This window comes from Streptomyces sp. bgisy027, assembly GCF_057710365.1.
Map to the genome: position 1 here is coordinate 33,885 of NZ_JBYIVZ010000008.1, position 26,222 is coordinate 60,106.

General features: G+C 70.6%; 17 protein-coding genes and 2 pseudogenes. 9 read left to right on the forward strand and 10 right to left on the reverse strand.

Annotated elements, in window-relative coordinates; all coding sequences use genetic code 11:
- Positions 1–156 precede the first annotated feature (156 nt).
- Positions 157–1,380 carry a metallophosphoesterase gene (locus AC3ETA_RS10510; protein WP_432192560.1) on the forward strand — a complete coding sequence of 408 codons (1,224 nt, stop codon included), beginning with the start codon at positions 157–159 and terminating at the stop codon, positions 1,378–1,380.
- Positions 1,381–1,843: 463 nt separating this feature from the next.
- Here AC3ETA_RS10510 and AC3ETA_RS10515 read toward each other — a convergent pair whose 3' ends face one another.
- The 5 genes and pseudogenes from AC3ETA_RS10515 to AC3ETA_RS10535 form a co-directional block, all read right to left on the reverse strand.
- Positions 1,844–3,436, reverse strand: coding sequence for a recombinase family protein (locus AC3ETA_RS10515; RefSeq protein WP_432192561.1), 1,593 nt, complete (start codon positions 3,434–3,436; stop codon positions 1,844–1,846).
- 76 nt (positions 3,437–3,512) lie between these two features.
- Positions 3,513–3,938 (reverse strand): annotated as a pseudogene (gene rsgA, locus AC3ETA_RS10520) (GTPase RsgA); the annotation flags it as partial.
- A 245-nt stretch (positions 3,939–4,183) separates the two neighbouring features.
- On the reverse strand, positions 4,184–5,665 hold the full coding sequence (locus AC3ETA_RS10525; RefSeq protein ID WP_432192562.1) for a cellulose binding domain-containing protein: 1,482 nt from the start codon (positions 5,663–5,665) through the stop codon (positions 4,184–4,186).
- A 215-nt stretch (positions 5,666–5,880) separates the two neighbouring features.
- Entirely contained in the window at positions 5,881–7,218 is a 1,338-nt protein-coding gene (locus AC3ETA_RS10530; protein ID WP_432192563.1) for a radical SAM protein, read from the reverse strand.
- Positions 7,219–7,505: 287 nt separating this feature from the next.
- Positions 7,506–8,513 (reverse strand): hydroxyacid dehydrogenase, encoded by a 1,008-nt coding sequence (locus tag AC3ETA_RS10535; RefSeq protein WP_432192564.1) that lies wholly within the window; start codon positions 8,511–8,513, stop codon positions 7,506–7,508.
- 167 nt (positions 8,514–8,680) lie between these two features.
- Here AC3ETA_RS10535 and AC3ETA_RS10540 point away from each other — a divergent pair, with 167 nt between their 5' ends.
- The 7 genes from AC3ETA_RS10540 to AC3ETA_RS10570 all read left to right on the forward strand — a co-directional run bounded on the left by AC3ETA_RS10540 (position 8,681) and on the right by AC3ETA_RS10570 (position 19,454).
- Positions 8,681–9,934, forward strand: a complete 1,254-nt coding sequence (locus tag AC3ETA_RS10540) for a D-arabinono-1,4-lactone oxidase (RefSeq protein WP_432192565.1) — start codon at positions 8,681–8,683, stop codon at positions 9,932–9,934.
- A 164-nt stretch (positions 9,935–10,098) separates the two neighbouring features.
- Positions 10,099–11,346: an ROK family transcriptional regulator gene (locus AC3ETA_RS10545; RefSeq protein WP_432192566.1), complete on the forward strand. Its 1,248-nt coding sequence runs from the start codon at positions 10,099–10,101 to the stop codon at positions 11,344–11,346.
- A 17-nt stretch (positions 11,347–11,363) separates the two neighbouring features.
- The gene (locus AC3ETA_RS10550) at positions 11,364–13,217 is read left to right on the forward strand and encodes a glycoside hydrolase (RefSeq protein WP_432192567.1); all 1,854 of its coding nucleotides are present in this window, start codon (positions 11,364–11,366) and stop codon (positions 13,215–13,217) included.
- Positions 13,218–13,420: 203 nt separating this feature from the next.
- On the forward strand, positions 13,421–14,677 hold the full coding sequence (locus AC3ETA_RS10555; protein ID WP_432192568.1) for an ABC transporter substrate-binding protein: 1,257 nt from the start codon (positions 13,421–13,423) through the stop codon (positions 14,675–14,677).
- Positions 14,678–14,697: 20 nt separating this feature from the next.
- The gene (locus AC3ETA_RS10560) at positions 14,698–15,660 is read left to right on the forward strand and encodes a carbohydrate ABC transporter permease (protein ID WP_432192569.1); all 963 of its coding nucleotides are present in this window, start codon (positions 14,698–14,700) and stop codon (positions 15,658–15,660) included.
- The gene (locus AC3ETA_RS10565) at positions 15,657–16,553 is read left to right on the forward strand and encodes a carbohydrate ABC transporter permease (RefSeq protein ID WP_432192570.1); all 897 of its coding nucleotides are present in this window, start codon (positions 15,657–15,659) and stop codon (positions 16,551–16,553) included. The genes AC3ETA_RS10560 and AC3ETA_RS10565 overlap by 4 nt, the downstream gene beginning before the upstream one ends.
- 27 nt (positions 16,554–16,580) lie before the next feature.
- The gene (locus tag AC3ETA_RS10570; protein ID WP_432192571.1) at positions 16,581–19,454 is read left to right on the forward strand and encodes a glycoside hydrolase family 2 TIM barrel-domain containing protein; all 2,874 of its coding nucleotides are present in this window, start codon (positions 16,581–16,583) and stop codon (positions 19,452–19,454) included.
- 467 nt (positions 19,455–19,921) lie between these two features.
- On the opposite strand, the pseudogene AC3ETA_RS10575 reads toward AC3ETA_RS10570, so the two are convergent.
- From AC3ETA_RS10575 to AC3ETA_RS10595, 5 genes and pseudogenes are all read right to left on the reverse strand, one after another.
- Positions 19,922–20,209, reverse strand: a pseudogene (locus tag AC3ETA_RS10575) (MFS transporter); the annotation flags it as partial.
- 78 nt (positions 20,210–20,287) lie between these two features.
- Positions 20,288–21,601: an MFS transporter gene (locus AC3ETA_RS10580; protein WP_432192572.1), complete on the reverse strand. Its 1,314-nt coding sequence runs from the start codon at positions 21,599–21,601 to the stop codon at positions 20,288–20,290.
- Complete coding sequence (locus tag AC3ETA_RS10585) at positions 21,598–22,203, reverse strand: helix-turn-helix domain-containing protein (protein ID WP_432192573.1); 606 nt, start codon at positions 22,201–22,203, stop codon at positions 21,598–21,600. Before AC3ETA_RS10585 ends, AC3ETA_RS10580 begins: the two co-directional genes overlap by 4 nt.
- Positions 22,204–22,276: 73 nt before the next feature.
- The gene (locus AC3ETA_RS10590) at positions 22,277–22,789 is read right to left on the reverse strand and encodes a hypothetical protein (RefSeq protein ID WP_432192574.1); all 513 of its coding nucleotides are present in this window, start codon (positions 22,787–22,789) and stop codon (positions 22,277–22,279) included.
- Positions 22,786–24,510 (reverse strand): PHP domain-containing protein, encoded by a 1,725-nt coding sequence (locus tag AC3ETA_RS10595; RefSeq protein ID WP_432192575.1) that lies wholly within the window; start codon positions 24,508–24,510, stop codon positions 22,786–22,788. Before AC3ETA_RS10595 ends, AC3ETA_RS10590 begins: the two co-directional genes overlap by 4 nt.
- Before the next feature lie 268 nt (positions 24,511–24,778).
- On the opposite strand from AC3ETA_RS10595, the gene AC3ETA_RS10600 reads away from it, so the two are divergent.
- Positions 24,779–26,107: a jacalin-like lectin gene (locus tag AC3ETA_RS10600; RefSeq protein WP_432192576.1), complete on the forward strand. Its 1,329-nt coding sequence runs from the start codon at positions 24,779–24,781 to the stop codon at positions 26,105–26,107.
- The last annotated feature ends 115 nt before the right edge of the window (positions 26,108–26,222 follow it).

Genomic DNA, 26,222 nt, shown 5'->3' on the forward strand with positions numbered 1-26,222 from the left:
GCCGGCGACGGATCCGCTTCAGGTGTCCACGGCCAAGTCTTGCCATCCCGCAGAGAACCCACGGCCCCGCAGGGCCGTACCCATGAACCCGTCCGGCCGGCCGGACGACGACCGAATACAGCGCGCCGGACGGCAGCCTGGTCAGAGAGGCGAAGCGTGACCGACACCAGCAACACCCGACCTACCGACAGCGAAGTGCAATCTCCGCCACAGAGCCGAGTGCACCGCCTGATGCGCTACATCATCCCCGTGGTCGCCGCCGCCCTGCTCTGGGCCGTGCCCTGCTGGGTGCTCCTGTACTCCGGGCAGCACTGGCCCCTGCCCGTCACGCTGGCCGGTACCGCCCTGTTGACCCTAGGCCTGATCTGCATGCCACTCGCGATGGTGCGCGGCCACGGCCGGCGCCAGCAGGACTGGGCGGCGATCGTGGGCGACACGCTACTGGGCACTGTCTGGGTCCTGTTCACCTGGTCCGTTCTGCTCGGCGTCTTCTTGCGGCTCGCCCTGACCGTGACCGGCGTCGGGGACGGCCAGGACCGTGCCCGCCTCGTCGCTTGGGCCGTCCTCGGCATCTCCTCCGGACTACTCGCCTGGGGGTACGCCGAAGCCCGCCGCGTGCCCCGCGTGCGCCGCCTCGACGTGGAACTCCCGCGGCTGGGTGCCGGGTTGGACGGCCTCCGCGTCGCCCTGATCACCGACACTCACTACGGCCCGCTGGAGCGCGCCCGCTGGTCGGCCCGGGTCTGCGAGACGGTCAACAACCTGGAGGCCGACCTGGTCTGCCACACCGGCGACATCGCGGACGGCACCGCCGAACGCCGCCGCGCCCAGGCCGCCCCGCTCGGCACGGTCAAGGCCACCCGGGCCCGGGTCTACGTCACCGGCAACCACGAGTACTACAGCGAGGCCCAGGGCTGGGTCGACCTGATGGACGAGCTGGGCTGGGAACCCCTGCGCAACCGCCATCTGCTCCTCGAACGCGGCGGCGACACCCTCGTGGTCGCCGGCGTCGACGACGTCACCGCCGAATCCTCCGGCCTGGCCGGCCACCGCGCCCACCTCGCCGGAGCCCTGGACGGCGCCGACCCCGACCTGCCCGTCCTGCTCCTGGCGCACCAGCCCAAGTTCGTCGACCGGGCGACAGAGGCAGGCATCGACCTCCAACTCTCCGGCCACACCCACGGCGGCCAGATCTGGCCCTTCCACCACCTGGTCCGCCTCGACCAACCCGCCATCTCCGGCCTCACCCGCCACGGCCCCCGCACCCTCCTCTACACCAGCCGCGGCACCGGCTTCTGGGGACCGCCCTTCCGTATCTTCGCCCCCAGCGAGATCGCCCTGCTCGTCCTCCGCTCCCCGCAGAAGCCCACCTCGCCGTAGCAGTGGGTGGGCCGACACATCCGCTTGGAACAGCCCTACGCGCCGAGGAATGCGGCGTCGACAGAGGACCAGTCCCGTCTCGCTGAAGACTGGACGTAGACGACCTCACCTCGGGAGTTGTCGCCGATGCAGGCAGACGGAGAGCCGCAACGATGCCGCACATGACCGCCTTCGCCAGGAACCAGCGGCTCTCCTCAGGAGCGGTCAGCGAGACGCTCCTACCTGTGATTACTTCCAGAGGATGATGGAGGGCGCACCAGCGCTGATCGAGTTCAGCCAGGGTGCCCGGATATGCCGCATGGGCGGCAGGCAGAAACGACGATGCCCGCAGCCAGGGTTCGACCCTGATTCAACCCCGAGGGGCCGTCCCTCAGGTCACGCGGTGCCCAGGTCAGTCACGTGTGACCGAGCCAGACGGGCCACCGGCAGGAGTCGAACCAGATGCATGCACGCTACGAGTGCGTCACGCCACCCACTCAGGAACGAGCCTGTCCATGATCGGCGTCTGATCCCCCTGCCGGAGAGCGGGAGTGATCGTCAAGGACTTCATGACGCATCCGAGCAGCATGCGCCGGTCCGCCATCGTCGACTCCTGCCATGCTTCGGCCAGTGCCTGTCCGTCCGCAAAGAAGATCGACAGGTCCGCTTCTCGCGCGAGTTCCGCAGCCTCGTTGTCGAGTGTGTCGATGACCGACGTCTGCTCAGCGGACAAGACCTTGAACCGGTCCTCCGCCAGCGTTCCCTCGACGTAGAAGTCGTGCTCCAACTTGTCGCGACGGGAGTTGGCAGCATCGAGTGCGGCCATGACGTCCTTCCTCCGGGTCTCCCGCTCAACGTCGTGGAGGACGGTCCAACGCCGAACGATGGCATCAAGGCCAGGGTCTCCGTACTCAAGCGCGGAGACGTGACTCAGCCACATCGCTTCGACAGCTGCGTCTATACGTCCTGCTCGAACCACCACACCGACGCACACGTCCTTGCCGTGCACAGCACGCGTGCGGCACCTGTACATGCGGCCTCGATTCCCACCACTACCGGTCATCGCCCCCTTGCAACGCGGGCAAGCGAGGAAGCCACCCAGAAACGTGGTGTGTGGGCGCTTTCCTCGCGATCCTCCCCCGATCTTCGCGACACGTTCGTCGATCAGAGCAAGAATCCGCAGCCGCTCCCCCGGCGTGACGACACCTGTCCCGATGACCACCGGGTTGCCCTCAACATCTCGAACAGGTTCGTCCGTGGGCACCCAGGTGTCCAATGGCTGGCCGTACTCGTCGTACAGCCTCTTCTTCTCCGGCAGGAGGCCGGCCCAGGCTGTAGAACGGACCATGCGGGTGATCGCGCGCGCATCCCAGAGAGCGCCGTCGCGGGTCCTGAGTCCCTCAGCATTGAGTGTGTGCGCCACGCGCATAGCCGAGCGCCCGAGCAGGAGGTCGTCTGCGATCCGGCGTGCGTGCGGGTACTCGGACGGCTCCCGCTCAACTCGCCCCGATCCCCTGGGAGACCGGACACCGTACGGCGTTCGGCCCCCGGGCCACTTTCCCGCCGTACGCGACGCCGTCTTACCCGTAGTCACTCGCAGGGTGAGGTCCTTGATCTCCTCCCGGGCCCGCTCGGCCAGGATGGCGAAGACGATGCGGGCACCCGGCTGTGTGGAGTCCAGGTTCTCCTGGAGGACGTAGAGCCGAGCCCGACGCCGGTCGAATTCGTCCAGGGCAGTGCCTATGGCAGCCATGCCTCGTCGGTCGAAACGGTCCGTCTTCCACACCGCCAGCGTCTTGACCTCGCCGCCCATGACGGCGTCCATCGCGCCTTCAAGCTTCACGCGACGAACGTGCGCCTTGGAGGCACTCCGCTGCTCCAGCCACACCTTGCGCACGGTGAGCCCCTGCCGGTCCATCTCCCGGCGGAGGTCGCGAGCGTGCTGTTTGAGCGTCTCGACCGTTTCCCTCTTCTTGCTGCGGCGGAGATAGAGGTCGGCCAAGTCGACGGGGCGCTTGCCCGCCAGTTCCTCGGGAGTCGCGTCCCGGAACTCCTCAGCCACCTTCTGTTTCGCCATGTTTCCCTCCTACAACACAGATCCGGCCGCTCCAAACGGCATCTGTGCAGGTGAGGGCTGTGCTGTATTACTCGGCGCTCTCCCAGGCCAGGGCGAGGAAGCGCTCGATGCGGCCGAGGTCGAGTTCGGCGGCCAGCGACACGGCGACGATCGCGTGGTCGACGTTGGCCGCGAGGATCTGCCCCTCGGACCGCTTGGAGGAGGTGGAGCGTACGAACGCGGTACGGCGCGGCAGATACGTCCGTACGTAACGCGGATTGCCCGCCGGTTCGACGGCGACCCAGTCGCCCGTGCACACGACCCGCATCGGGTCGTGCGGGGTGACGAACGCCGTGTCGGCGCGTACGACACCGTCGGCGGTGACGATGTCGCACTGCCCGCGGTCGACCCGTACGACGCGCCCGGGCAGCAGCCCCTGGGCGTCGTACGGGGTGAACGCGTCGGCCCAGGCCGAGTCCCAGCCGTAGGGAGCCAACGCGGGAAAAACGGAGGTGGAAGTCAACGGGTGACCCTTCACGAGGAATGGCCCCGGCAGCCGCGCGCACGGGCGCGGAGGGAAGTGAGGTCTGGGTTCAGCCGGCGGCCACGGAGGTGGACTTGATGGTCTGGATGCGGGCAGCGCTCGTCGCAAAGACAGCCATTGGTCGACACCTCCTCATACACGTCCGCTCGACTGCGGTGGCCGATCGGCCACCGCCTTGAACCGCTGTCACTTTAGCCGGGGCCGGGGAAGGCCCGTCAACCGAATTATGAGGCGCAGTCGTCCCCGTTGAGTGTGAAGTCGGCCGCCGGTGAGTTCTCGCCCTCCCAGGAGGCGATGAACCCGAAGGCCAGCGAGCCGCCGGCGGGGACCGTGCGGTTGTAGTCGGCGGCCTCGGCGGTGATCCGGGAGCCGTTCTGGGCGAAGTTCGCGTCCCACATCTGACCGACCGTCTGACCGTCGCGGAAGGACCAGCCGACGCGCCAGTCGTCCAGGGCCTCCTCGGTGGTGACGGTGACGGTGGCCTGGAAGCCGTCGGGCCACTCGTTGACGAGGTCGTAGACGACCTCGCAGGCCGGGGCCGCGCTCGGGGAGGGTTCCGGGTCGTCCTCGCGGGCCGTGGAGGACTGGGTGCCCTGGGGTTCGGGCTCGGGGTCCTTCGGCTCGGGCGGGTCCTCGCGCGGGGCGCTGCTCGACGGCTGTGCGGAGCCGGTGGGCGACCGGGTGGCGGCCGTGACCGGCAGGGAGAAGCCGGGGTCGGCGACCGGCCGGCGGTCGGAGGCGTCGCCGTCGGCCGCGGTGCCGTCACCGGCGCCGCCCGGCATCATCGACACCGCGAGGGCGAGCGCGGAGACCAGCACGGCGGCGACGAGGAGGCCGCCGCGCACGACGCGGGCCTTGTGCGCGCCGGGGTTCGGCGGTCCCGCCTCCGCGTCCGCCGCCTCGGGACGCCCGGCGCCCAGGCGCACCTCGGCGGCCCGGCGGCGGCGCTCCAGGTAGGCGAGGCCGCCCCAGCCGATCACTCCGCCGGCCAGGGCCCCGGGCAGCCCGCCGCCGTGCAGCCGCAGACAGGCGGCGGCCTCGGCGCAGTTGACGCAGGTGGCGAGGTGGCGGGAGAGGTCGGCGGGGGTGTCGGCGGCGGCGGAGCGGGTGACGGCGTCGAGGAGGCGGGCGTAGCTGCGGCAGTGCGCGTCCATCGGGGTGTCGAGGTGGTTGCGCCGGCTGCGGTCCCGGAACACGCCGCGCACCTGGGTGAGTTCCTCGGCGAGGGTGGCCGGGTCGAGGCCGAGCCGGCGGGCCACGACGGCCTGCGGCAGGGCCTCCACCTCGGACAGCCACAGCAGTGCCGCGTCCGGTTCCTGCATGTCGCGCAGTCCGCGCAGCGCGAGCGGGCGCTGGAGCGGGGGTCCGGCGAAGCGGGCGGCCTTGTCGGAGTTGAGCCACAGACGCAGGTCGGGGTCCAGCTTGTGGCCCTGCCCGCTCTCCTCCCAGGCGGCCGCCGTGTTGCGCACGGCGGTCAGGAGGAGGGGGATCCGGGGCAGGCGGGCGGGGCGGCGGCCCGCGCTGCGGAAGGTTATGGCCTCGGTCTCGCGGGCCTCACGTATGCCGGCGGAAAACGCCTCGGCGGCCAGTTGCCCGGCCGCCGAGGACCCGGCCGTGCACAGGTCGGCGTACGACAGCACGGCGTCCCAGCACTCGGAGAACAGCGCGGCCTCGGTGGCGTCCTGAGGGGTCGGCAGGTCGGGCATGAGTCTCCTGCATCCACATGCGAGGTCAACTCGCCATATTGGCAATGGAGTTGGGGAGAACCTCGCGGCGGGACATGACCCTTTCACGTTTTCAACACAACTGACAAGCGCCGTGTTCAGATGTCATGACAGACCGTGGTGGACCGGCAACTCCAGCCACGGGTACGGACGCGAGCCCCGTCCGTCTCACCTATACCGGCGCCCGTGCCGCCCGACTAGACCGCCGACGGAGTTTCCGTCGCCGTCGGCTCCTGCGCCGGGAGGCTGTCCATGAACGAACTCACCGAGAACACCGCGTTGCCGGGTCCGGGCGGGCCGTACCCGGGGGGCGAGGACAGACCGAAGTCCTCCATGGTCCGGCGATAGGCCTGGAGCAGCCGGATGTGGTACTCCAGCGGCGCACCCTGCGGGTTGGCCTTGCCGAGCGGGGTCGTCGGCTCGGGGCACCAGGTGGTGAAGCGGGGCGTGATCCCGTGGGACATGAAGAAGCGCAGGCCCTCGGTCGTGGAGTCGATGGCCTCGTCGACCGTCTTGAAGCCGAAGGGCTCGGCCATCTCCACGCCGGCCACGAAGTTGGGGATCACGTTGCGCGCGCCGAAGACGTCCGCCGAGTCCAGGATCCGCTTGTGCCACTCGTCCCGGCCGACGTACCGCTCCTTGCCCGGGCAGTACATCTTGAACAGGTACTCGTCCCACACCTCGTAGTTGGGGTGGTAGATCTGCACGCCGTAGTCCTTGAAGCGCCGGACGTCGTCCTTGGGCAGCGCCTGGGCGACGACCTTGCCGATCCAGCGGCCCGGGAAGTGCTCCTCGATGGCCTTGGCGTACATGCCGTAGAAGTCGGCCTCGTCGCGGCCCTGGAGCCTGGAGGTGATGGCGCCGCCGGTGAGCGTGTACGCGGTCGACGCCTTCGCGGTGTCGTACCGGTTGATGATCTCCAGCGCCTCCAGGACCTCGTCGACGTCCTTCACACCGGTGTAGGGCCGCCCGGCCGCCTTGTGCTGGCGCCAGTTGTGGTTGATGTCGCAGTACTGGCACTCCTCCTTGGCGCCGAAGTACTGGCAGACCCGGAAGACGGTCAGGTAGATCAGGTAGCCCCACTGGATGGTCGGGGCGACCTCCATCACCGACTTCCCGTTGGAAAGGGTGTGCCGGTAGTACTCGGGCATGGGCGGCACGCCGACGTCCGAGATGCGCCTGCCGTCGAGGTAGAGGCCGAGCACGCCGTGCTCGTCGGCGGCGACGCGGTAGGGCGAGGCCGGGTTCACGCGCACGGAGACGACGGTGCGGCGCAGTTCGTACGGGCCGCCGGTGAGGATGATCTCCTCCGGCGGGCGCCGCAGCGCGGCCTCGCCCAGCTCCGGCAGGGTCCCGTGGTCGAAGGAGAAGATGAAGTACGACTTCGGCTTGACCTCGCCGCCCTCGTTGTCGCTGAGGGCCGACGGGTCGAAGGCGACCCCGCCCCGGAGCAGATCCTCCTTGAAGACGGCTTCCCGCGGAACGTGCGGGAATCGCTCCATCAGATCCTCGACCAGTGCGGTGCGGCTGCCCATCCGTAATCTCCTCCCGGCTCGGAGCCTGTGTCATGTTCCCGGTCGGATCAGCGCGCGGCGTCCGGTGCGTGCGATCGCAAGGCGCCGGAGCGCCCTCGTGGCGGCGCCACGCGGGCGTTTCGGCAACGCGGCGAGCGTGCGTGCCGGACGCCGCGCGCCCGGCCGGGGACATGACACAGGCTCTCTGGCGTACGACTCCTCACGGTATGCCCCCACCGGAGCCGGGACCGCATCGGGTCCCCTCCTGGGTGTATGCGTCAGGCATCCTCCGGATCGCCGGGGCCGCCCTACGCCTCCCGCGCCAGCGCCATCGGGTCGACCGGGTACGCGAGCTCCTCGCCCGCCACCAGCCGTTCGGCCTCCTCGGTGACCACGAGACCCAGGCGGGCGGCCTCGTTGCCCTGGGAGCCCGCGAGGTGCGGGGTGACGACGGCGTTCGGCAGGTCGTAAAGGGGCGAGTCGGCGGGCAGGGGCTCGGGGTCGGTGACGTCGAGGATCGCGGAGAGCCGGCCGGTGCGCAGTTCGGCGATCAGGGCCTCGTGGTCGAGCAGGGCGCCGCGCGCGGTGTTGATCAGGACCGCCCCGTCGGGCATCAGGGCCAGCTCCCGGGCGCCGACGAGGTGGCGGGTCTCCGCGGTCGCGGGGGCGTGGATCGTGACGACGTCCGACGTGCGCAGCAGGTCGTCCAGCGGCAGCAGGGGCACACCGAGGGCGGCGGCGCCCGCCGTGTCGACGTAGGGGTCGCTGAGCGCGGGGACCAGGTCGAAGGGGCGCAGCAGCTCGATCACCCTGCGGCCGATGCGCGAGGCGCCGATGACGCCGACCCGGCGGCCGTGGTTGCCGATGCCGGGGACCAGGCCCCAGCCGGGGAAGACGCGGCCGGTGCGGAGCCGGTCGCGGGCGGCGAAGACGTCCTTGCCGGCGAGCAGGATCATGGCGAGCGTGTACTCGGCGACCGGCACGGCGTTGGCCAGAGCCGCCGAGCTGACCACGACGCCCCGCCGCCACAGCTCGGGCGAGGCGAGGCCCTTGACCGAGCCGGCCGCGTGCAGAACCGCGCGCAGCTTCGGGGCGGCGTCGAGGACGGCCGCCTCCAGGCGGGGGCAGCCCCAGCCGGTGACCAGGATCTCGGTGCGGGCGAGGGAGTCCGCGAGGCGCGGGTCGGTGAAGTCCTCGGCCACCGGGCCGGGGTCGATGTCCACCGACTCCCGCAGGCGCGCCAGCACCCCCGGCGGGAAGACCAGCGGCACGTTCTCGGCGGACATGGCGAACAGGGCGTGCGGCCGCTCGGTCAAGGACGGGGCCTCCGGCTCGGCGAGGTGGGGCGGGACGGGACGGCTGTGCGGGGCGGGACGGGACGGCTGTGCGGGGCGGGTGTGGTGACGATGGAAAACGGTCTCTACGGTAGGCAGCCGCGGATGAGAGGGTCAACGCGCAGGCACTCACCTGGAGGACGGCGGGCATGACGGAGACGATCACCAACTGGGCGGGCAACATCACCTACACCGCCAAGGAGCTGCACCGGCCGTACTCGGTCGCCGCGATCGGCTCGCTGGTCGCGGGGAGCGCCCGGGTGCGGGTGCTGGGCAGCGGGCACTCCTTCAACGAGATCGCCGAACCGGGCCCCGAGGGCGTGCTGCTGTCCATCGCCGATCTGCCTCCGGCGATCGACGTCGACCGGGCGGCCCGCACGGTGCGGGTCTCGGGCAGTGTGCGGTACGCCGAACTCGCCCGCACGGTGTACGCGCACGGCCTCGCGCTGCCCAACATGGCGTCCCTGCCGCACATCTCGGTGGCCGGCTCGGTCGCCACCGGCACCCACGGCTCGGGGATCGGCAACGGCTCGCTGGCCACGTCGGTGCGGGAGGTGGAGCTGGTCACGGCCGACGGGGCGGTGGTGACCGTCGGCCGCGAGGACCGGCGGTTCGGCGGCGCCGTCACCTCGCTGGGCGCCCTCGGTGTCGTCACGGCGCTGACCCTGGACCTGGAGCCGTCCTTCGAGGTCGAGCAGCACCTGTTCACCGAACTGCCGCTGGACGGGCTGGACATGGCGGCCTTCGAGACGGTGATGTCGTCGGCGTACAGCGTGAGCATGTTCACCGACTGGGCCGCGCCCGGCTTCCGGCAGGTGTGGCTCAAGCGGCGCACCGACCAGCCGCTGCCGGACTTCCCCTGGGCCGCGCCCGCCACCGAGAAGCTGCACCCGGTGCCGGGGATGCCGGCGGTCAACTGCACGGAGCAGTTCGGGGTGCCGGGGCCGTGGCACGAGCGACTGCCGCACTTCCGGGCGGACTTCACGCCGAGCAGCGGGGCGGAGATCCAGTCGGAGTATCTGCTGCCGCGCGAGCACGCCCCGGCCGCGCTGCGCGCGATCGACGCGATCCGGGCGACGGTCGCCCCCGTGCTGCAGACCTGCGAGGTGCGCCTGGTCGCGGCCGACGAGCAGTGGCTCAGCCCGGCCTACGGGCGGGACACGGTGGCGCTGCACTTCACGTGGGTCGAGGACACGGCGGCCGTACTGCCGGTGGTGCGGCGGCTGGAGGAGGCGCTGGCCGGCTTCGAGCCCCGGCCGCACTGGGGGAAGGTGTTCGCGCTGCCGGCGGACGTCGTGCGGGCGCGCTATCCGAGGCTGGCCGACTTCCGGGCGCTGGCGCGGGAGCTGGACCCGGAGGGGAAGTTCGCCAACGCGTTCGTGCGGGATATCCTCGGCGCCTGACGGCCGGCTGATACCCGCCAGCCCCCCACACCTGGTGCTTCCAGCGGAAAGACTTTCTACAGCCCCTTTCCTAACCCCTTGTCGAAAGTCCGCCGCACACCATAGCCTTGCGCCGCGCCGGTGCCGACGACGACCCGGCCGGAGCGAAGGGACGGGGGCACCCGGTGAAGCGCACATCACGCGACATCCGCACGGCGAACCGCTACGAGGTGCTGCGCCAGATCATCGCCGCGTCACCCACCTCCCGGCAGGAGCTGGCGGCCGCCACCGGACTCAGTCTCGCCACGGTCGCCACGCTGGTGGGCGAGCTGCTCGACCTGAGGATGATCACGGAGGTCGGGTTCGAGGACTCGGCCGGCGGCCGGCCCCGCGGGCTCGTCGCGGTCAACGCCTCCGGCGGCGCGCTGATCGGCGTCGACATCGCGGAGACGTACGTCCGGGTCGAGCTGTTCGATCTCGCGCTGAACGTCCTGGCCCGCGCCGACGAGGACATGCGCCCCGGCGAGAGCCGCCCCGAGCAGGTCGTCGGCCATGTCGCCGCCGCCGTCGGCTCGGTGGTCGCGCAGGCCGGGGTGGAGGGCGCCCGGGTGCTCGGCGTCGGGGTGAGCGTGCCGGGGCAGGTGGACCGGGACACCGGTGTCGCCGAGTACGCGCCCAACTGGGACTGGCACGACGTGCCGTTGCTCGAACTGCTCGCCGAGCACATCGCCTACCCGCTGTACATGGACAACCCGCTGCGCGCGAGTGCGGTGGCCGAGCTGTGGTTCGGGGCGGCACGCGGTCGCGGCGACGCCGTGGTGGTCAACCTCGGCACCGGCGTGGGCGCGGGCCTCCTGCTCGGCGGCGGGCTGCACCGGGGCGTGAGCAACAGCGCCGGCGAGTGGGGGCACACGACGCTCGTGCTGGACGGGCGGCTGTGCCACTGCGGCAACCACGGCTGTGTCGAGACGTATGTCGGCGCGCCCGGAATCATGGTGAACCTGCGGGAGCTGGCCGCCGAGAGCGCGCTGCTGCACCCGGACGACCAGACGGCGACGATCGACGCGCTGGCCCGCGGGGTCGCGGCGCACGATCCGGTGGCGCTGAAGGTGGTCCGGGACACGGCCCGCTATCTGGGCGCCGGGATCGCCGATCTGGTGAACCTGTTCAACCCCGAAGTCGTCGTGCTGAGCAGCTGGGTCGCCGCCGCGCTCGGTGAACCGCTGCTGCACGAGGTGCGCGAGTCCGTCGCCCGGCACGCGCTGCGGCGGCCGCTGGCCGCCACCGAGATCGTCCTCTCCGCCATCCCCACCGACCCGGTGTGCCTGGGCGCGGCGACGTTCGCGCTCGAAGGGGCGCTGCAGACCGTGGGCCAGAGGACTGCCGCACAACGCGCCACCCCCGCAAGGAGCCGTACCGCACCACCTTCGTGACGACGGAAGGGATGCACATGACTCTCCCCCGCTTCAACCCCCACCCCCGCAGATCGGTTCTGCTGACGGCCGCCGCGGCGCTGGCCGTCACGGGCCCCCTGATATCCGCCCCGCCCGCGGGCGCCGCCGCCGCTCCGGCGGCCGAGGTCTCCCCGCACGCCGCGCAGGCCATCGACAACATCGGTGCCTCCGGCGCCTGGTGGGTCAACGACCTGAAGAACTTCGACCCGAAGGTCCAGGCCCGGGTCGCCAGGCTGCTGTTCGCGCCCGACGGCCTGGACCTGAGCGCCTACCGCTACAACATCGGCGGTGGCGGCACGGGCGTGACCTACGCGCCGCGCGCCCCCGAGGACTTCCGGGACGCCGACGGCACGTACGACTGGAGCAAGGACAAGGCGGGCCGTACGTTCCTGTACGCCGCCGCGAAGTACGGCGTCGAGGATCTGATCGGCTTCGTCAACAGCGCGCCCGCCGAGTGGAAGACCAACGGCAAGAGCTGCGGCGGACATCTGAAGGCCGAGAACGAGCAGGACTTCGCGAAGTACGTCGCCGACGTCACCGGTCACTTCGCGCAGCAGGGCGTGCGGCTCGACTACATCAGCCCCTTCAACGAGCCGACGAACAGCTTCGACTCCTGCGGCCAGGAGGGCATGCTCGTCGACGTCCCGCAGCGCGACGACATCGTGCGGGCGCTCGGCGCCGAACAGCGGGCGCGGGGACAGCGGACCGGCATCATCGCCGACGAGTCCACCAGCACGGTGAAGTTCAACGACGAGGTACCACGCTGGATCAACGAGCCGGGCACCGCGCAGTACATCGACAAGCTGGCCCACCACACCTACGACAACCCCTCCGACGCCAACCGCGCGAAGGTGTACGAGACGTCGAAGTCGGTGGGCAGGACGTCCTGGTCGACGGAGATCTGCTGCTTCGGCAAGGGCGGCACGGGCTGGGCCCAGGAGTACGACCCCACGATCGACGGCGGTCTGAACCTGTCCCGGATCATCTACAAGGACTTCGCGACCGCGCACGACTCGGCGTTCCACTGGTGGGTCGCCCTGTCGGAGATGATCGGCTCCGACCCGCTCGCCAGGAACGACCAGGGCTGGAACGACGGCCTGATCTACTACGACCCGGACTACGCGAGGAACGGCAACCAGACGCTGTACTTCACCAAGCGGTACTACGCGCTCGGCCAGTACAGCAAGTTCGTGAAGCCGGGCTCGGTCATGCACAACGTGACCGGCCTTCCGGACGGTGTGGAGGCCTCCGCCTACGACCGGAACGGCAAGTGGGTCGTCGTGGTCAACAACCACAACACCACCGGCACCGACCTGGACCTGCACTTCAACAGCAGGTCGCCGCTGCGGGCGACCAAGGCGGTCCGCACGTCGGCCGACGAGAACTGGGCGAATGTCGCGCGGCCCCCGGTGAAGGGCGGCACGGTGTCCGCGGCGCTGCCGGCCCGCTCCATCACGACGTACGTCCTCGACCAGAAGCCCCACGGCGCCTCCTCGGCGATCACCGGTGCCTGGCAGGGCGTGCAGTCGGGCAAGTGCCTGACGGCCGACTCCTCGGGGGCGGTGATCGGCGCGTGCACAGGCGGGGCCGAGCAGGGGTGGTCGTACGACCGCCGGGGTGCGCTGAGGGGTCCCAACGGCTATCTCACGGCGGGGAGTTCGGGGCTCGCGACCTCGGCCGGCTTCACCGGTGACGCCGGGCAGCGGTGGCTGCTGAACTCGAACGGGCAGATCGTCAACGAGGCTTCGGGCAAGTGCCTCGACGTCGGCGGGCAGGCGACGGCCGACGGCAGCGAAGTAGGCGTGTACAGCTGCAACGGCGGGACCAACCAGGCCTGGTTCCGGCAGTAACTCCCTTATGCACCAAGGGAGTTGCGGGCCGCTGGTGCGGTGCCCCGCAACTCCCTCGCGTCCGGTATTCCGAACGCCGCGCAACGCTTCGCGCAGACTTCGTCCAACCCCTTGCCGAAGCCTTAGCCGAAGGTTAACGTCCCGCACCGCAACCCCGTTTGAGCCACCGGGCGCTGAGCCGCACTCGAGACAAGGACGTCAGCATGTCGGCACTGAGCAAGAGCAACTGGGACCGCCGAACCGTACTGCGAGCCGCGATGGGCCTGGCCGCGGCAGGTGGGCTTGCCGCGTGCGGCAGCAATACCGGCCGGAGCAGCTCCGGCGACAGCCTCGTGCAGATGTTCCACGCGTACGGCGAGGCGGGCACCGAGCAGGCCGTCAAGCGGTACGCGAAGGCGTACAAGGACGCCGACGTGACCACGCAGTGGATCACCAGCGCGGACTTCGAGAGCAAGCTCTTCTCGGCCCTGCTCACCGACAACGCACCGGACGTCTTCGAGTTCCACCCGCAGATCCAGATGGTGAAGAGCGGTCAGGTGGCTGACCTGAGCGACATCATCGACCCGGTCAAGGACGACTTCAATCCGGCCGACATCACGTCGCACACGGTCGACGGGAAGACATACGGCGTCCGCATGATCGACGACCCGCAGTTCTTCTTCTACCGCAAGTCGATGCTGGAGAAGGCCCAGGTCGAGGTGCCCACCACGCTGGACGAGCTGATGGAGGCCGCGGCCAAGCTCACCACCGGCAAGGTCAAGGGCCTGTACCTGGGCAACGACCTGCACAGCGTCAACGACACGTTGATCTGGTCGGCCGGCGCCCAGCACCTCGACGAGAAGAACGAGATCGCCTACCACACGGACGGCGTCATCGAGGGCCTGAAGCAGATGCGCAAGCTGTTCACCAGCGGCGACCTTCTCCTCGGCGCTCCGACCGAATCCTGGGACCCCTCCTCGTTCAACCAGGGCCTGTGCGCCATCCAGTTCTGCGGCATGTGGGCGATGCCGCAGATCCAGGACGCACTCGGCGACGACTGGGGTGTCTTCCCCTTCCCGAAGGTCACGGACTCCGGCAAGCAGTCGGTGTACAACGGCGGCTGGTCGATGTTCGTCAACGCGAAGGGCAAGAACGTCGACGCGGCCAAGGAATACGTCAAGTGGCTGTGGATCGACCAGAAGGAGTACCAGGAGGACTGGGCCACCTCCTACGGCTTCCACATCCCGCCGCGCACCTCGATCGCCGAGAAGGCCACCAAGCTCAAGTCGGGCAACGCCGCCGAGGGCGTCAGGCTCTTCAACGAGTTCGGACACTTCGACAACATCAGCTGGACTCAGGCCATGCGCACCGCCATCGAGGACGTCTTTGCCAACTGTGTCCGCAAGGACATGGACCCGGAGAAGGCTCTCGACAGGGCCGACGCCACCGTCAACCGCGAGCTCAAGAAGCTGTTCGGATAGGCCGCGGGACGGACCACGACATGCCGACGACCACGCGCGACCTCGCGCGCCCCGCCCCGGCGAAGGCCTCTGGGGCCAAGCCGCGGCGGGGGCTGCGGGGCAGCCCCACCTACGCCTTCTGGCTCTTCACCGGGCCGTTCCTGATCGGTCTGGCGATCTTCGTCTACGCGCCGATCCTCTGGAGCCTGTGGCTCAGCTTCTTCGAGGCGCGTTTCACCGTCACGCCTGACAAGTTCATCGGCTTCGACAACTACACGTACATGCTGACGAACGACGACTTCGTCGGCTCGCTCGGCACCTTCACCGTCTTCGCCGCGTTCATCGTTCCCACCACCTGGGCGCTCTCACTGAGCCTGGCCTTGCTGGTGAACCGGCTGCGCTTCATGCGGGCCTTCTTCCGTTCGGTGTTCTTCCTGCCCACCGCCGTCAGCTATGTCGCCGCCTCTCTGATCTGGAAGATGTCCATCTTCAGCGGTGTCCGCTTCGGTCTGATGAACACCGTGCTCGGCTGGTTCGGGATCGAGAACATCGCCTGGCTGTCCGACCCCAACCCGCCTTGGTACTGGCTGGTCATCGTGACGGCCCGGCTGTGGCTGCAGTCCGGCTTCTTCATGATCCTGTTCATCGCGGCGCTGCAGAACATCCCGGACGAGCTGTACGAGGCCGCCGCCATCGACGGCGCCAAGCCGGGCTGGCAGACCTTCCGGTACATCACCCTGCCCCAGCTGCGCGCCACATCCACGGCAGTGATCCTGCTGCTGCTGATCGCCGCCTACCAGGCCTTCGACGAGTTCTACAACCTGCTGTCGAAGACCACCTGGGGGCGCCCGCCACTCGTCGAGCTGTACTACAAGGCCCTGGGCGAGAGCCAGGACTACGGCGCCGGCAGCGCGGGAGCACTCATTCTGACCGTGCTGATCTGTGCCGTGACCCTGCTCCAGGGCAAGCTCATGGGCTTCGGAAGGGGGGACGAGTCCAAGTGACCACCACCATGCCCGAGGTGCGGAAGCCGGCACCGTCGTCGGACAGGCCCCGACGCGTCCGGCGCGGTGGCGGCGTGATGGGTTCCACCGGGCTGTACATCGCCACCGGCGTCGCCGCCTTCCTCTTCCTGGTCCCGTTCTACATCATCGTCCGCAACGCCCTCTCCACCGATGCCGCGATCACCGGAGAGAACTGGAAGTTCTTCCCCACGGACATCCAGTGGGGCAACATCGGCGAACTCTTCACGGACGAGACGGTCCCCTTCACCCAGTCCCTGTGGAACTCGGCGGTCGTGGCCACCCTGCACACCGCCGGCGTCCTGCTGGTGTGCTCCCTCGCGGGGTACGGTCTGGCGCGCATCCCCTACCAGCACGCCAACAAGGTCTTCTACGCCGTCCTGGGGACCCTGATGGTCCCGACCGCGGTCACCTTCGTCCCCAGCTTCGTGCTGGTCTCCTCGCTCGGCTGGGTGGACACCTACCGGGGCCTGATCATTCCGGGCCTGTTCAGTGGTTTCACCTGCTTCCTGTTCCGGCAGTACTTCTTGGGGTTCCCCAAGGAGCTGGAGGAGGCGGCGCGCATGGACGGACTGGGCTACTGGGGTGCGTACTGGCGCGTCGTGGTGCCGAACTCGCTGAACTTCTTCGCCGCGATGGCGACCATCACCTTCATCAATGGCTGGAACGCCTTCCTGTGGCCGCTGGTCATCGGCCAGGATCCCAGTTCATGGACCGTCCAGGTCGCGCTCTCCAGCTATATGACCAACCAGACCGTCGTCTTCCACACGATCTTCATGGCCACGGCTGTTTCCATCCTGCCCCTGGTGTTCGTGTTCCTCTTCCTCCAGCGCTGGCTGGTGCAGGGGATCGCACAGACCGGCATCAAGGGTTGACGTTCCCTTCCCGAGACCTGGAGTCCGATGTCTTTCCGCACCACCCGAACGGTCGACTACGTAGAGGACGTCGCACCCGGCGCCGGAGCCCTGGCGCCCCGCGCCTGGTACGCCGTCTCGGACGCGAAGTCCCTGTCCCTGAACGGCGACTGGCGCTTCAGGCTGTCGGCGACCGCCGACGCCGAGGGCGGCTCCTTCGCCGCGGAGGGCTACGACGCCGGGGACTGGGCCGAGGTCACGGTCCCCGGCCACTGGGTCCTCCAGGGCGACGGCGCGTTCGGTGCGCCGATCTACACCAACCACCTCTACCCCTTCCCGGTGGACCCGCCGCACGTCCCGACGGAGAACCCGACCGGCGACCACCTGCGGGTCTTCGACCTGCCGGACGACTGGCCCGCCCTCGGCGACGGCGACGCCGTGCTGCGCTTCGACGGCGTCGAGTCCTGCGCCCGCATCTGGCTGAACGGCACCGAGCTCGGCGAGTTCAAGGGCTCCCGCCTGCCCCACGAGTTCACGGTCGGCGCGCTGCTGAAGCCGGCCGGGAACGTGCTCGCCGTCCGCGTGCACCAGTGGTCGGCGGGCTCCTACCTGGAGGACCAGGACCAGTGGTGGCTGCCCGGCATCTTCCGTGACGTCACCCTGCTGCACCGCCCGGTGGGCGCGGCCGGCGACTTCTTCGTGCACGCCTCCTACGACCACACCACGGGCGAGGGCACCCTGCGCGTCGACTCCGACGTCGACGGACGGGTGTCCGTGCCCGCCCTCGACATCGATGTCGCGACCGGTGAACCGGTCACCGTCGCGGTCGAGCCGTGGTCGGCGGAGACGCCGAAGCTGTACGACGGCGAGCTGGTCACCGCGGGCGAGCGGGTGCCGCTGCGCATCGGCTTCCGCACGGTCGCCCTGGCGGACGGCCTGATCAAGGTCAACGGCAGGGCGGTCCTGTTCAAGGGCGTCAACCGGCACGAGTGGCACCCCGAGAAGGGCCGCGCGCTGGACCTGGAGACCATGCGCGAGGACGTGCTGCTGATGAAGCGGCACAACCTCAACGCGGTACGCACCTCGCACTACCCGCCGCACCCGGCCTTCCTCGACCTCTGCGACGAGTACGGCCTGTGGGTCATCGACGAGTGCGACCTGGAGACCCACGGCTTCACCGAGCAGGGCTGGCGCGACAATCCCGTCGACGACGACCGCTGGACCCCGGCCCTCCTGGACCGCGCCGCACGGATGGTCGAGCGCGACAAGAACCACCCGTCGATCGTCTTCTGGTCGCTGGGCAACGAGGCCGGCACCGGGCGCGGGCTCACCGCGATGGCCGAGTGGATCCACGGCCGGGACGCCTCCCGCCTGGTGCACTACGAGGGCGACTGGAACTGCCGCGACACCGATGTGTACTCGCGGATGTACGCCTCCCACGCCGAGGTCGAGCGGATCGGGCAGCACCTGGACGGCGGTACCGGCAAGCGGCGCGAACTGCCCTTCATCCAGTGCGAGTACGGGCACGCGATGGGCAACGGCCCCGGCGGTATCGCGGACTACCAGCGGGTCTTCGAGCGCCACGACCGGCTCCAGGGCGGCTTCATCTGGGAGTGGATCGACCACGGCGTCCGCCACCCGGGGCTGGGCTTCGCCTACGGCGGCGACTTCGGGGAGGAGCTGCACGACGGCAACTTCGTCTGCGACGGGCTGCTCTTCCCGGACCGGCGGCCCTCCCCCGGGCTCGTCGAGTACAAGAAGGTCATCGAGCCGGTGCGGATCGAGGGTGCCGACGGTGCCGTACGGGTGACGAACGCGTACGACTTCGCCGACCTCTCGCACCTGGAGTTCGAGTTCTCCTACCAGGTGGACGGGGAGTCCACGGGTGCGCACACGCTGCCCGTGCCGCCGCTCGCGCCGGGTGAGTCGGCGGAGGTCAAGCTGCCGGCGGCCGCTCCCGACGGCGGCGGGGCCGAGGTCGGCTGGACGGTCCGGGCGCTGCTCGCGGCCGACAGCCCCTGGGCGGGCCGGGGCCACGAGGTGGCGTGGGCGCAGCGGACGGTCGCGCCACGTGCTCCCCTGGCCACGGCCACCGGTGCCGGCCCCAGGGCCGACGGCGACCTGATCGTGCTCGGCCCGGGCGCCTTCGACGCCCGCACCGGCGCCCTGCGGTCCGTCGGCGGGGTGGACGTCACCGGTCCGCGCCTGGACGTGTGGCGTGCCCCCACCGACAACGACGAGGGCGCGTCCTGGCAGGACGACGCCCGCTGGGGCGTGCTGTGGCGGCAGCTGGGCCTGCACCGGATGCGGCACCGCCTCGACGGCGTGGAGACGGAGGCCGACTCGCTGACCGTCCGGACCCGGGTGGCGCCCGCCGCCCGCGACGTGGCGTTGCGCACCGTGTACCGGTGGACGTCCGACGGCGAACGGCTGCGCCTGACCGTGTCGGTCACTCCCGAGGGCGACTGGAAGGTACCGCTGCCCCGGCTCGGGGTGCGGCTCGGGCTGCCGGCGGCGGTCACCGGGTCCGCGACGTGGTTCGGCAGCGGGGGCGAGGCGTATCCGGACACCAGGGCCGCGGCGAAGCTCCTGCTGTGGGACGCGAGCATCGAGGAACTCCAGACGCCGTACGTCCGCCCGCAGGAGAACGGCGCCCGGTCCGACGTCCGCTGGGCGGAGCTCGGCGGGCTGCGGATCGAGGGTGAGCCGGAGTTCTGGTTCAGTGCGCGGCCCTGGACCAGCGAGCAGCTGGACGCCGCGCGGCACCTCACCGATCTGGTGCCGGGCGACACGGTGTGGGTCAACCTCGACCACGGCCAGCACGGCATCGGCTCGCAGTCCTGCGGTCCGGGCCCGCTGCCGCAGTACTTCCTGAAGGCCGAGCCGGCGAAGTTCTCGTTCGTCTTCGCACCCGCCCGGTGACCCACGTTCTTTCAGCGGCCGGCCGGCAACCCCGAGGGATTGCCGGCCGGTGCGGGCGGGTGCCTACGGGCAGCTGATCCGCGCGTCCCCGGCATCCGTCGTGCAGGTGTCGAGGCCCAGGCCGCCGTCGACGCGGTCGTCCAAACGGAGGCGACCCGGACGTTCGGCGTCTACAACCCGGCCCGCTCAGGCCCAGGGAAAGTACGCCGGATCGGGCCGGTCCCAACAGGCGCACGCATGCCGAAGTGGAAGAGGCCGCTGCCAAGGGCCAATGCACTGCGACGGGCACCCCCGTGTTGCCGAAGCGCTGTGGCGGCCGGGTCAGGTCCGGCGGCCCGAGCGCCGGATCGGTGTGAACAGGGCGGCGCCCGCGATCAGCACGCAGCACGCGCCCGCGACCAGGCTCACCGGGGTCGTGCCCTGGTGTTCCGCGGCCCGGGTGAGGACGGCCGCGCCGATCGGGGCGGCCGCGGGTCGACCCGGTCCACGACGGCCCCCGCGAACACCGCCGCGACCACCGAGGCGGCCCCACCGACCGCCGTGAGCAGCCCCATCCGCGCGATCGAACCGGTCGCCTGGAGCACCGGCAACGGCAGAGCGATCAGCGCGAAGGAGTCCCCGAGAAGGCAGAGAGTCTGCGCGACCCAGAAGGTCGCGAAGTCGCGGTGCCGCCGCAGTGGGCGGCCGGACTCTTCCTCCGGTTCGGAAGACGCCCGGCTGTCGGATCCATCGCCGCGCACCGACTCGTACGTCATCCGCCCCAGCCGACCCGAATCACGGACACTCCACGAAACTCCGGCAACTCCACGTGCGCCGAGGCGTCCCAGGAGCACCTACCCGGGTTGGTCGGGCAGCCTCAATTCCGTGGCGTGACCGGGTGGTTCGGCGGGCGCGGTGGGCAGATCGCCGTCCAGGGCGCGGATGCCCGGTATCGGCGAGGGCAGCAGCCACAGCAGGGACAGGGTCCCTCCGACGGCTGCGACGACGAGGGTCGTGCGCAGGCCGACGGTGGTGGCGAGCACACCGCCGACGACCGCTCCGAGCGGGCGCACTCCGTAGTTGACGGTGCTGTAGGCGCCGGCCACGCGGCTGCGGAGCGCGTCCGGGATCACGGCGGTCTGCAGGGAGTTGAGGTTGACGTCGAAGAGCATGACGCCGAGGCCGATGAGGAAATAGGCGGTCCCCAGTGTCCCGGCCCGCGCCCAGGCGGGTCCGTCCGCGGCGGCGGCGAGGGCGATGGGCGCCGGGAACAGCACGGCGCCGACGGCGATACCGCGGCCCACGCCGATGCGCCGGGCCAGCCGGGGGGCCGCCAGCGCGCCGACGAGGGAGCCGCTCGCGCCGATGCCCATCGTGAGGCCGATGGCCGCCGGGGAGAGAGCGAGGACCCGGTCGGCGAACAGCACCACGAGTCCGGTGCTGGAGATGAACGTGAAGAAGTTGACGGTCGTCGTGCAGGCGAGGCTCGCCCGCAGTATCGGATCGCGGACGATGTGTGCCGCGCCCTCGCGCGCGTCCCGTACGAGCGCGTTGCGAGCGGCGGTGGCCGGGGGTGGCTCGTCGAGCGCGACAGAGCGCAGGAGCAGCGCGGACACGACGAACGAGACCGCGTCGGCGGCGACGGCGACCGGTGCGGTCAGTGTCTGTACGAGCCCTCCGCCGAGCGCCGGCCCGGCGACGAAGGACGCCGAACGGGCGGCCCCGAACTTGCTGTTCGCCTCGACGTACACCGAGCGCGGCACCAGCGTCGCGAAGAAGGGCGCCCACGCGCAGCCGGCCGCCACGCTCGCCAGTCCGGTGAGCAAGGCGACCACGTACAGATGCCCCAGCGTCAGGGCGTCCAGCACGTGGGCGATCGGCACAGTGAGCAGCACGCCCGCGCGTACGAGATCCGTAGCGATCAGCAACCGCCGCTTGTGCGGCCTGCGTTCGACCCAGGCGCCCAGTACGAGGGCGAGCAGGTTCGGCGTCCAGACCAGTGCCGTCAGCCAGGCCACCTGGTCGGCCGAGGCGTCGAGCACACCGGCGGCGATCAGGGGCAGCGCGAGCTCGGAGATCCGGTCGCCGAACTGTGAGACGGCGCTGCCCGCCCAGCTGCGCGTGAACCTGCCGTCCCGCCACAGGGATGCGGACGACACGAGCCTCATGTCTCCGTCCCGTCGGCGGAGTCCTCCGCCGCTTCCGGCAGGGCGTACCGCAGGAGACGTACGCCGCGAGTGTGCGCCGGCCGCTCGGCGGCCGCACGCATCACGTACGGGGCGAGTACGGCCTCCATCGCGTCCTCGATGGCGGCGAGTTCGTCCGCCGTCACGACGATCCGGGTGTTGCCCAGCTTCACGGCCCTGCGCCAGGCCGGTTCCAGCCGGGGCTCGGTGTCGGTGGTCCACCGCTCGGTCAGTTCGCCGGCCCGGGCGAACATCTCCCGCCCCAGGGCCCGCGCGGCCGCGGTGCCCTCCGCGTCCCGAGGCACCTGGAACCGGAAGCCGCGCGCCACCGCCTCCCAGCGCCGCTCGCGACGATCGCTGCCGCCTTCGGCGGCGTCCCTGACCAGCCCGAAGCCCGCCAGATGCCGCAGATGCCAGCTCGTGACGGAGGGGGTGGCCCCTACGTGCGGGGAGAGCTGGGAGGCCGTGGCGGGGCCTTCGCGCTGGAGGCGTTCGAGAACGGCGAGGCGTACCGGATGCGCGAGGGCCCGCATGGCTTTCGGGTCGGTGATCTCGATGTCGCCGAAGCGATTGCCGGAATCCATGACATGAGAGTGTTCTCTCAGACAACGTGAGAGTCAACTCTCAGGTCGGGGACCGGCGTTGCGGTGATTCCTCTCAGTGGTCGGCGCAGCAGGGCGTGGGGTCCGGGACCTCGAAGGGGACCAGGGTGCCGCCGATCGCCGGCATGGCGGTCAGCACGAGTTCGTCGTGCTGCCACTGCGGGCGGACGTGTTCCCTCGTCACCAGGGGGGTGTCGGGGGCGGGGGCGCCCGGGGTACCGAGCACCGTGACGCGGTCGATGGCCGAGCGGGACAGGACGTCCGCGACGGTCAGGGTGCCGGTCAGGGTCGAGACGCCGGGGTAGAGGACCGCGCGGCCGACCGCGTCGGGCGCGCCCGGTGACACCTCGCGGCCCCCGGCCGTGAGCCGCTCCTGGGCGGTACGCAGGAGCGGCTCGGACGGCAGGGCGAGGGAGAGCGCCACCCGCGGACGCTCTCCCCGCACCAGGTGGGTGCAGCCGAACACGCCCTCGGGAAGGGCGAGTTCGGCCGCCAGCGTGTGGAGCAGGCGGTCGGCCGCGCGGAGGTCCCTGACATCGGCGTCCACCGTCAGGACGTACGGCGTCACGAGGGCAGGACCCACACCGGGTTGGAGTAGAACCACAGGTCGCGCCACGGGTCGGCGTCACCGACGACGTCGATGGCGGGGCCGGCCGGGTCAACGGCGGCGCCCATCGCGCCGACGGCGCCACGGTTGCCGTCGGTGCCGCGCACGCGGACGTAGACGGGCCGGTCGACCCTGCCGAGGTCGTAGGTGAGACGGAGCGTGCCGGAGGACTTGTTCACCTCGTAGGACTTGACCACCCTCGCCGTCGGCGCGGTGAACGTGTCCTTGTCGGCGACCGGGCCGGTGACGTCGCCCTGGATGACGTCGACACGGGCCAGCTTGGGCACGAAGCCCGCCCAGTTGGGGCCGCCGGCCATCGCCACGTCGACGGTCAGCCTGACGTCGGTGCCCTTGCGGACGTGCAGGGCGCCGCCGAGCGTGGCCCAGCGGTGGCCGCCGCTCACCCGGACGTCGAGGGCGCCGATCAGCCCGCCGTGGTCGACCCAGATGCGGCCCGCTCGGATGCCCTCCATGACGGCGGCGTAGGAGAAGCGGTCGGAGCCGACGTGCGTACGGCTGTACTGGCCGGGCCAGTAGTCGCCCTGGGTGATGTCGATCCGGCCGTTGTAGACCGGGTCGTCGTAGCGTCCGTTGGCGTCGAAGTTGCCGCCGCCGCGCGCCGCGGTGTCGGCGTACACCTGGTGGGAGTCGGAGTTGGCGGTGATCCACCACGGCTTGCCCTCGGCGAGGAGGCTGTCCCACAGTCCGCCGACGGTCGCGGTCATCCAGTCGAAGCCGCCCCAGGTGCGGTAGCTCTCCAGCGGGTAGCCGGCGAAGGAGTTGGCGCTGGGGTTGTTGTCGTAGATGCCGCGGGCGCGGCCCGGGCCCATCGGTGCGGGCAGGCCGGCGGCCTGGTGGCCGGGGGCGCCCTCGAAGCCGATGGCGATCTGGCGGCCGCGGCCCGCGTCACGCCAGTTGCGTATCTCGTGCGGGGAGTCGACGCCGCGCCGCGCCGGGTGGTTGGCGAGCATCAGCGCGTCCTTGACCTTGCGGCGCTGGACCTGCTCGGCCAGGAAGTTCAGGCCGGCGACGGCGAGAGCCTCGTTGGCGGGCGTCGAGTCGGAGGCGCTCTTGACGCTGCCGTCGTAGTCGGTCTCGAACTGCTTGAGGACGGAGACCTCGTTGTTGCCGGGGTGTACGAAGACGGTGCCGTGCTCGGCGCCCGGGATGTTCCACTCCAGGCCCTGGAAGACGAGGGTGTCCTCGTAGGCCGCGCGTGCCGCCCTGATGTCCGGGTTGACCTTGTCGACACCGATCTTGGCGTGGGTGGTGCTGCCGTGGTCGGTGATGACCAGCCAGTCCATGCCGTGCTTGGCGCCCTGGCGGACCTGGTCGACGACGCGGTACTTGCCGTCGCTGCTGTACTGGGTGTGGATGTGGTGGTCACCGGACAGCCACAGGAAGCCGTTCGACCGGCGGCCGCCGGAGGCCGGGGCCGAGGAGGCGGCGGACCCGGGAGCGGCGGCGGCCGGGGTGACGACGCTCGCGGCGGCCAGACCCGCGCCGAGCAGACCGGCCCGGCGCAGCAGGGTGCGGCGCGACTGCTGCTCGGGGGTGAGGGCCTCGTCGGGCACGGCGGGGTCGAAGGCCGCCGGCAGCGCGGCCGCCGCGTCGTGCGAGTGGTCGTGGTCGTGTCCGTGGTGGTGGTGATGGCCGTGGCCGTGCGTGTGCCCGTGTCCCATGAACGCCTCCTGGGATGCCGCCGGCTTCCGGCGGCTGCCTTCTGCGGCGCTGTTGCGCCGCCTGTGGAGGATCAAGGCGAAACATGAACGTTGAACGAGCGAGGCATGACCGCCGGGTGCCACCGACACGGCGGAACGCCCCGCCTCTCACAGTTTCCTCAACGACCCTTGTACGTCAGCCTTGTTGACATCGAACCTGAACAACGCTCAACTTCAACGCTCGACTTCAAGTTCATCTTCTTCGTCACCGACCGGAGACATCCCCACCATGAGAAGACTGATCGGTACGCTCACCGCGGCCGCGCTGGCCCTCACCGGCCTCACCGCCACCGCAGCCACCCCCGCGACAGCCGCGACGGCCGCCGCCTCCGGGTCCTTCGACGTCCTGACGTACAACATCGCCGGCCTTCCCCTCGGCCTCGGCGACAGCGACCCCGAGACGAACACCCCTCTCATCGGACAGCGGCTGGCCCCGTACGACATCGTCAACGTGCAGGAGGACTTCAACTACCACGCCTCGCTGTACGCCAACGACACCCACCCGCACCGCACGGCGACCAGCGGCGGCGCGGCCTTCGGCGACGGCCTCAACACCCTCTCCGACCACCCCTTCGAGGACTTCCAGCGGGTGCGGTGGAACGACTGCACCGGCACCAACTGCCTGACCCCGAAGGGCTTCACACTGGCCCGGGTGCGCCTCGCCGAGGGCGTGTTCGTGGACCTGTACAACGTCCACACCAACGCGGACTCCGACGACGCCGCGCTCGCCGCCCGCCGCGCCAACGTCGAGCAGCTCTCGGACTTCATCCAGGCCAATTCGGCCGGCAACGCGGTGATCGTCATGGGCGACACCAACACCCGCTACACGCGCACCGGCGACAACATCCGCACCCTGGTCGCCGAGAACGGCCTGACCGACGCCTGGGTGCGGCTGGTCAGGGGCGGCACTCCCCCGGCGGCGGGCAGCGAGGCGCTGCTGTGCGACGCCACGGCCCCCACCGACGACTGCGAAGTCGTGGACAAGGTCCTCTACCGCGGCAGCGAGCTGCTGTCCCTGAACGCGACCCGCTACGGCAACGACTGGGCGAAGTTCCTCCGCGCGGACGGCGAGCACCTCTCCGACCACTTCCCGCACACGGTCGGCTTCTCCTACACCCTCGACCCGTCCCTGAGGGCGAGCGACTTCTTCGGCGGCCCGCACGGCACGGCCTTCAACGACGCCGACGACCTGCCGGCCACGCCCGCGCCCCGCACCCTGACCCTGCGCGGCGGCTCCCGACTGGACGCGGTCGCCCTGGCCCACGACGGCGGCAGGACCCTCACTCACGGCGGCACGGGCGGCACCGCGACGTCCCTGACCCTCGCCTCCGGCGAGCACCTCACGGGAGTGAGGCTGACGCAGGGCCGGAAGGACGGCCGTACCAGGATCTTCTCGGCGGCCTTCACGACCGACCGGGGTCGCACGCTGTCCTCCGGTACGGCGACGGCGGACGCGAAGACCTTCACGGCGCCGTCGGGTTGGCAGATCGCCGGGTTCACGGGGCGCTCCGGCGACGAGATCGACAAGCTGGGGGTACTGTACGCGCCGATCGGGTGACGGTGCGCGACCTCCCCGGTGACACCGGAGGCGCTGGGACCGTACAACCGCAGGGTGCGCCTGGTCGTCGAGGTCCGTGACGACCAGGACGAACTGGAGTCGGCGAGCGGGGTGT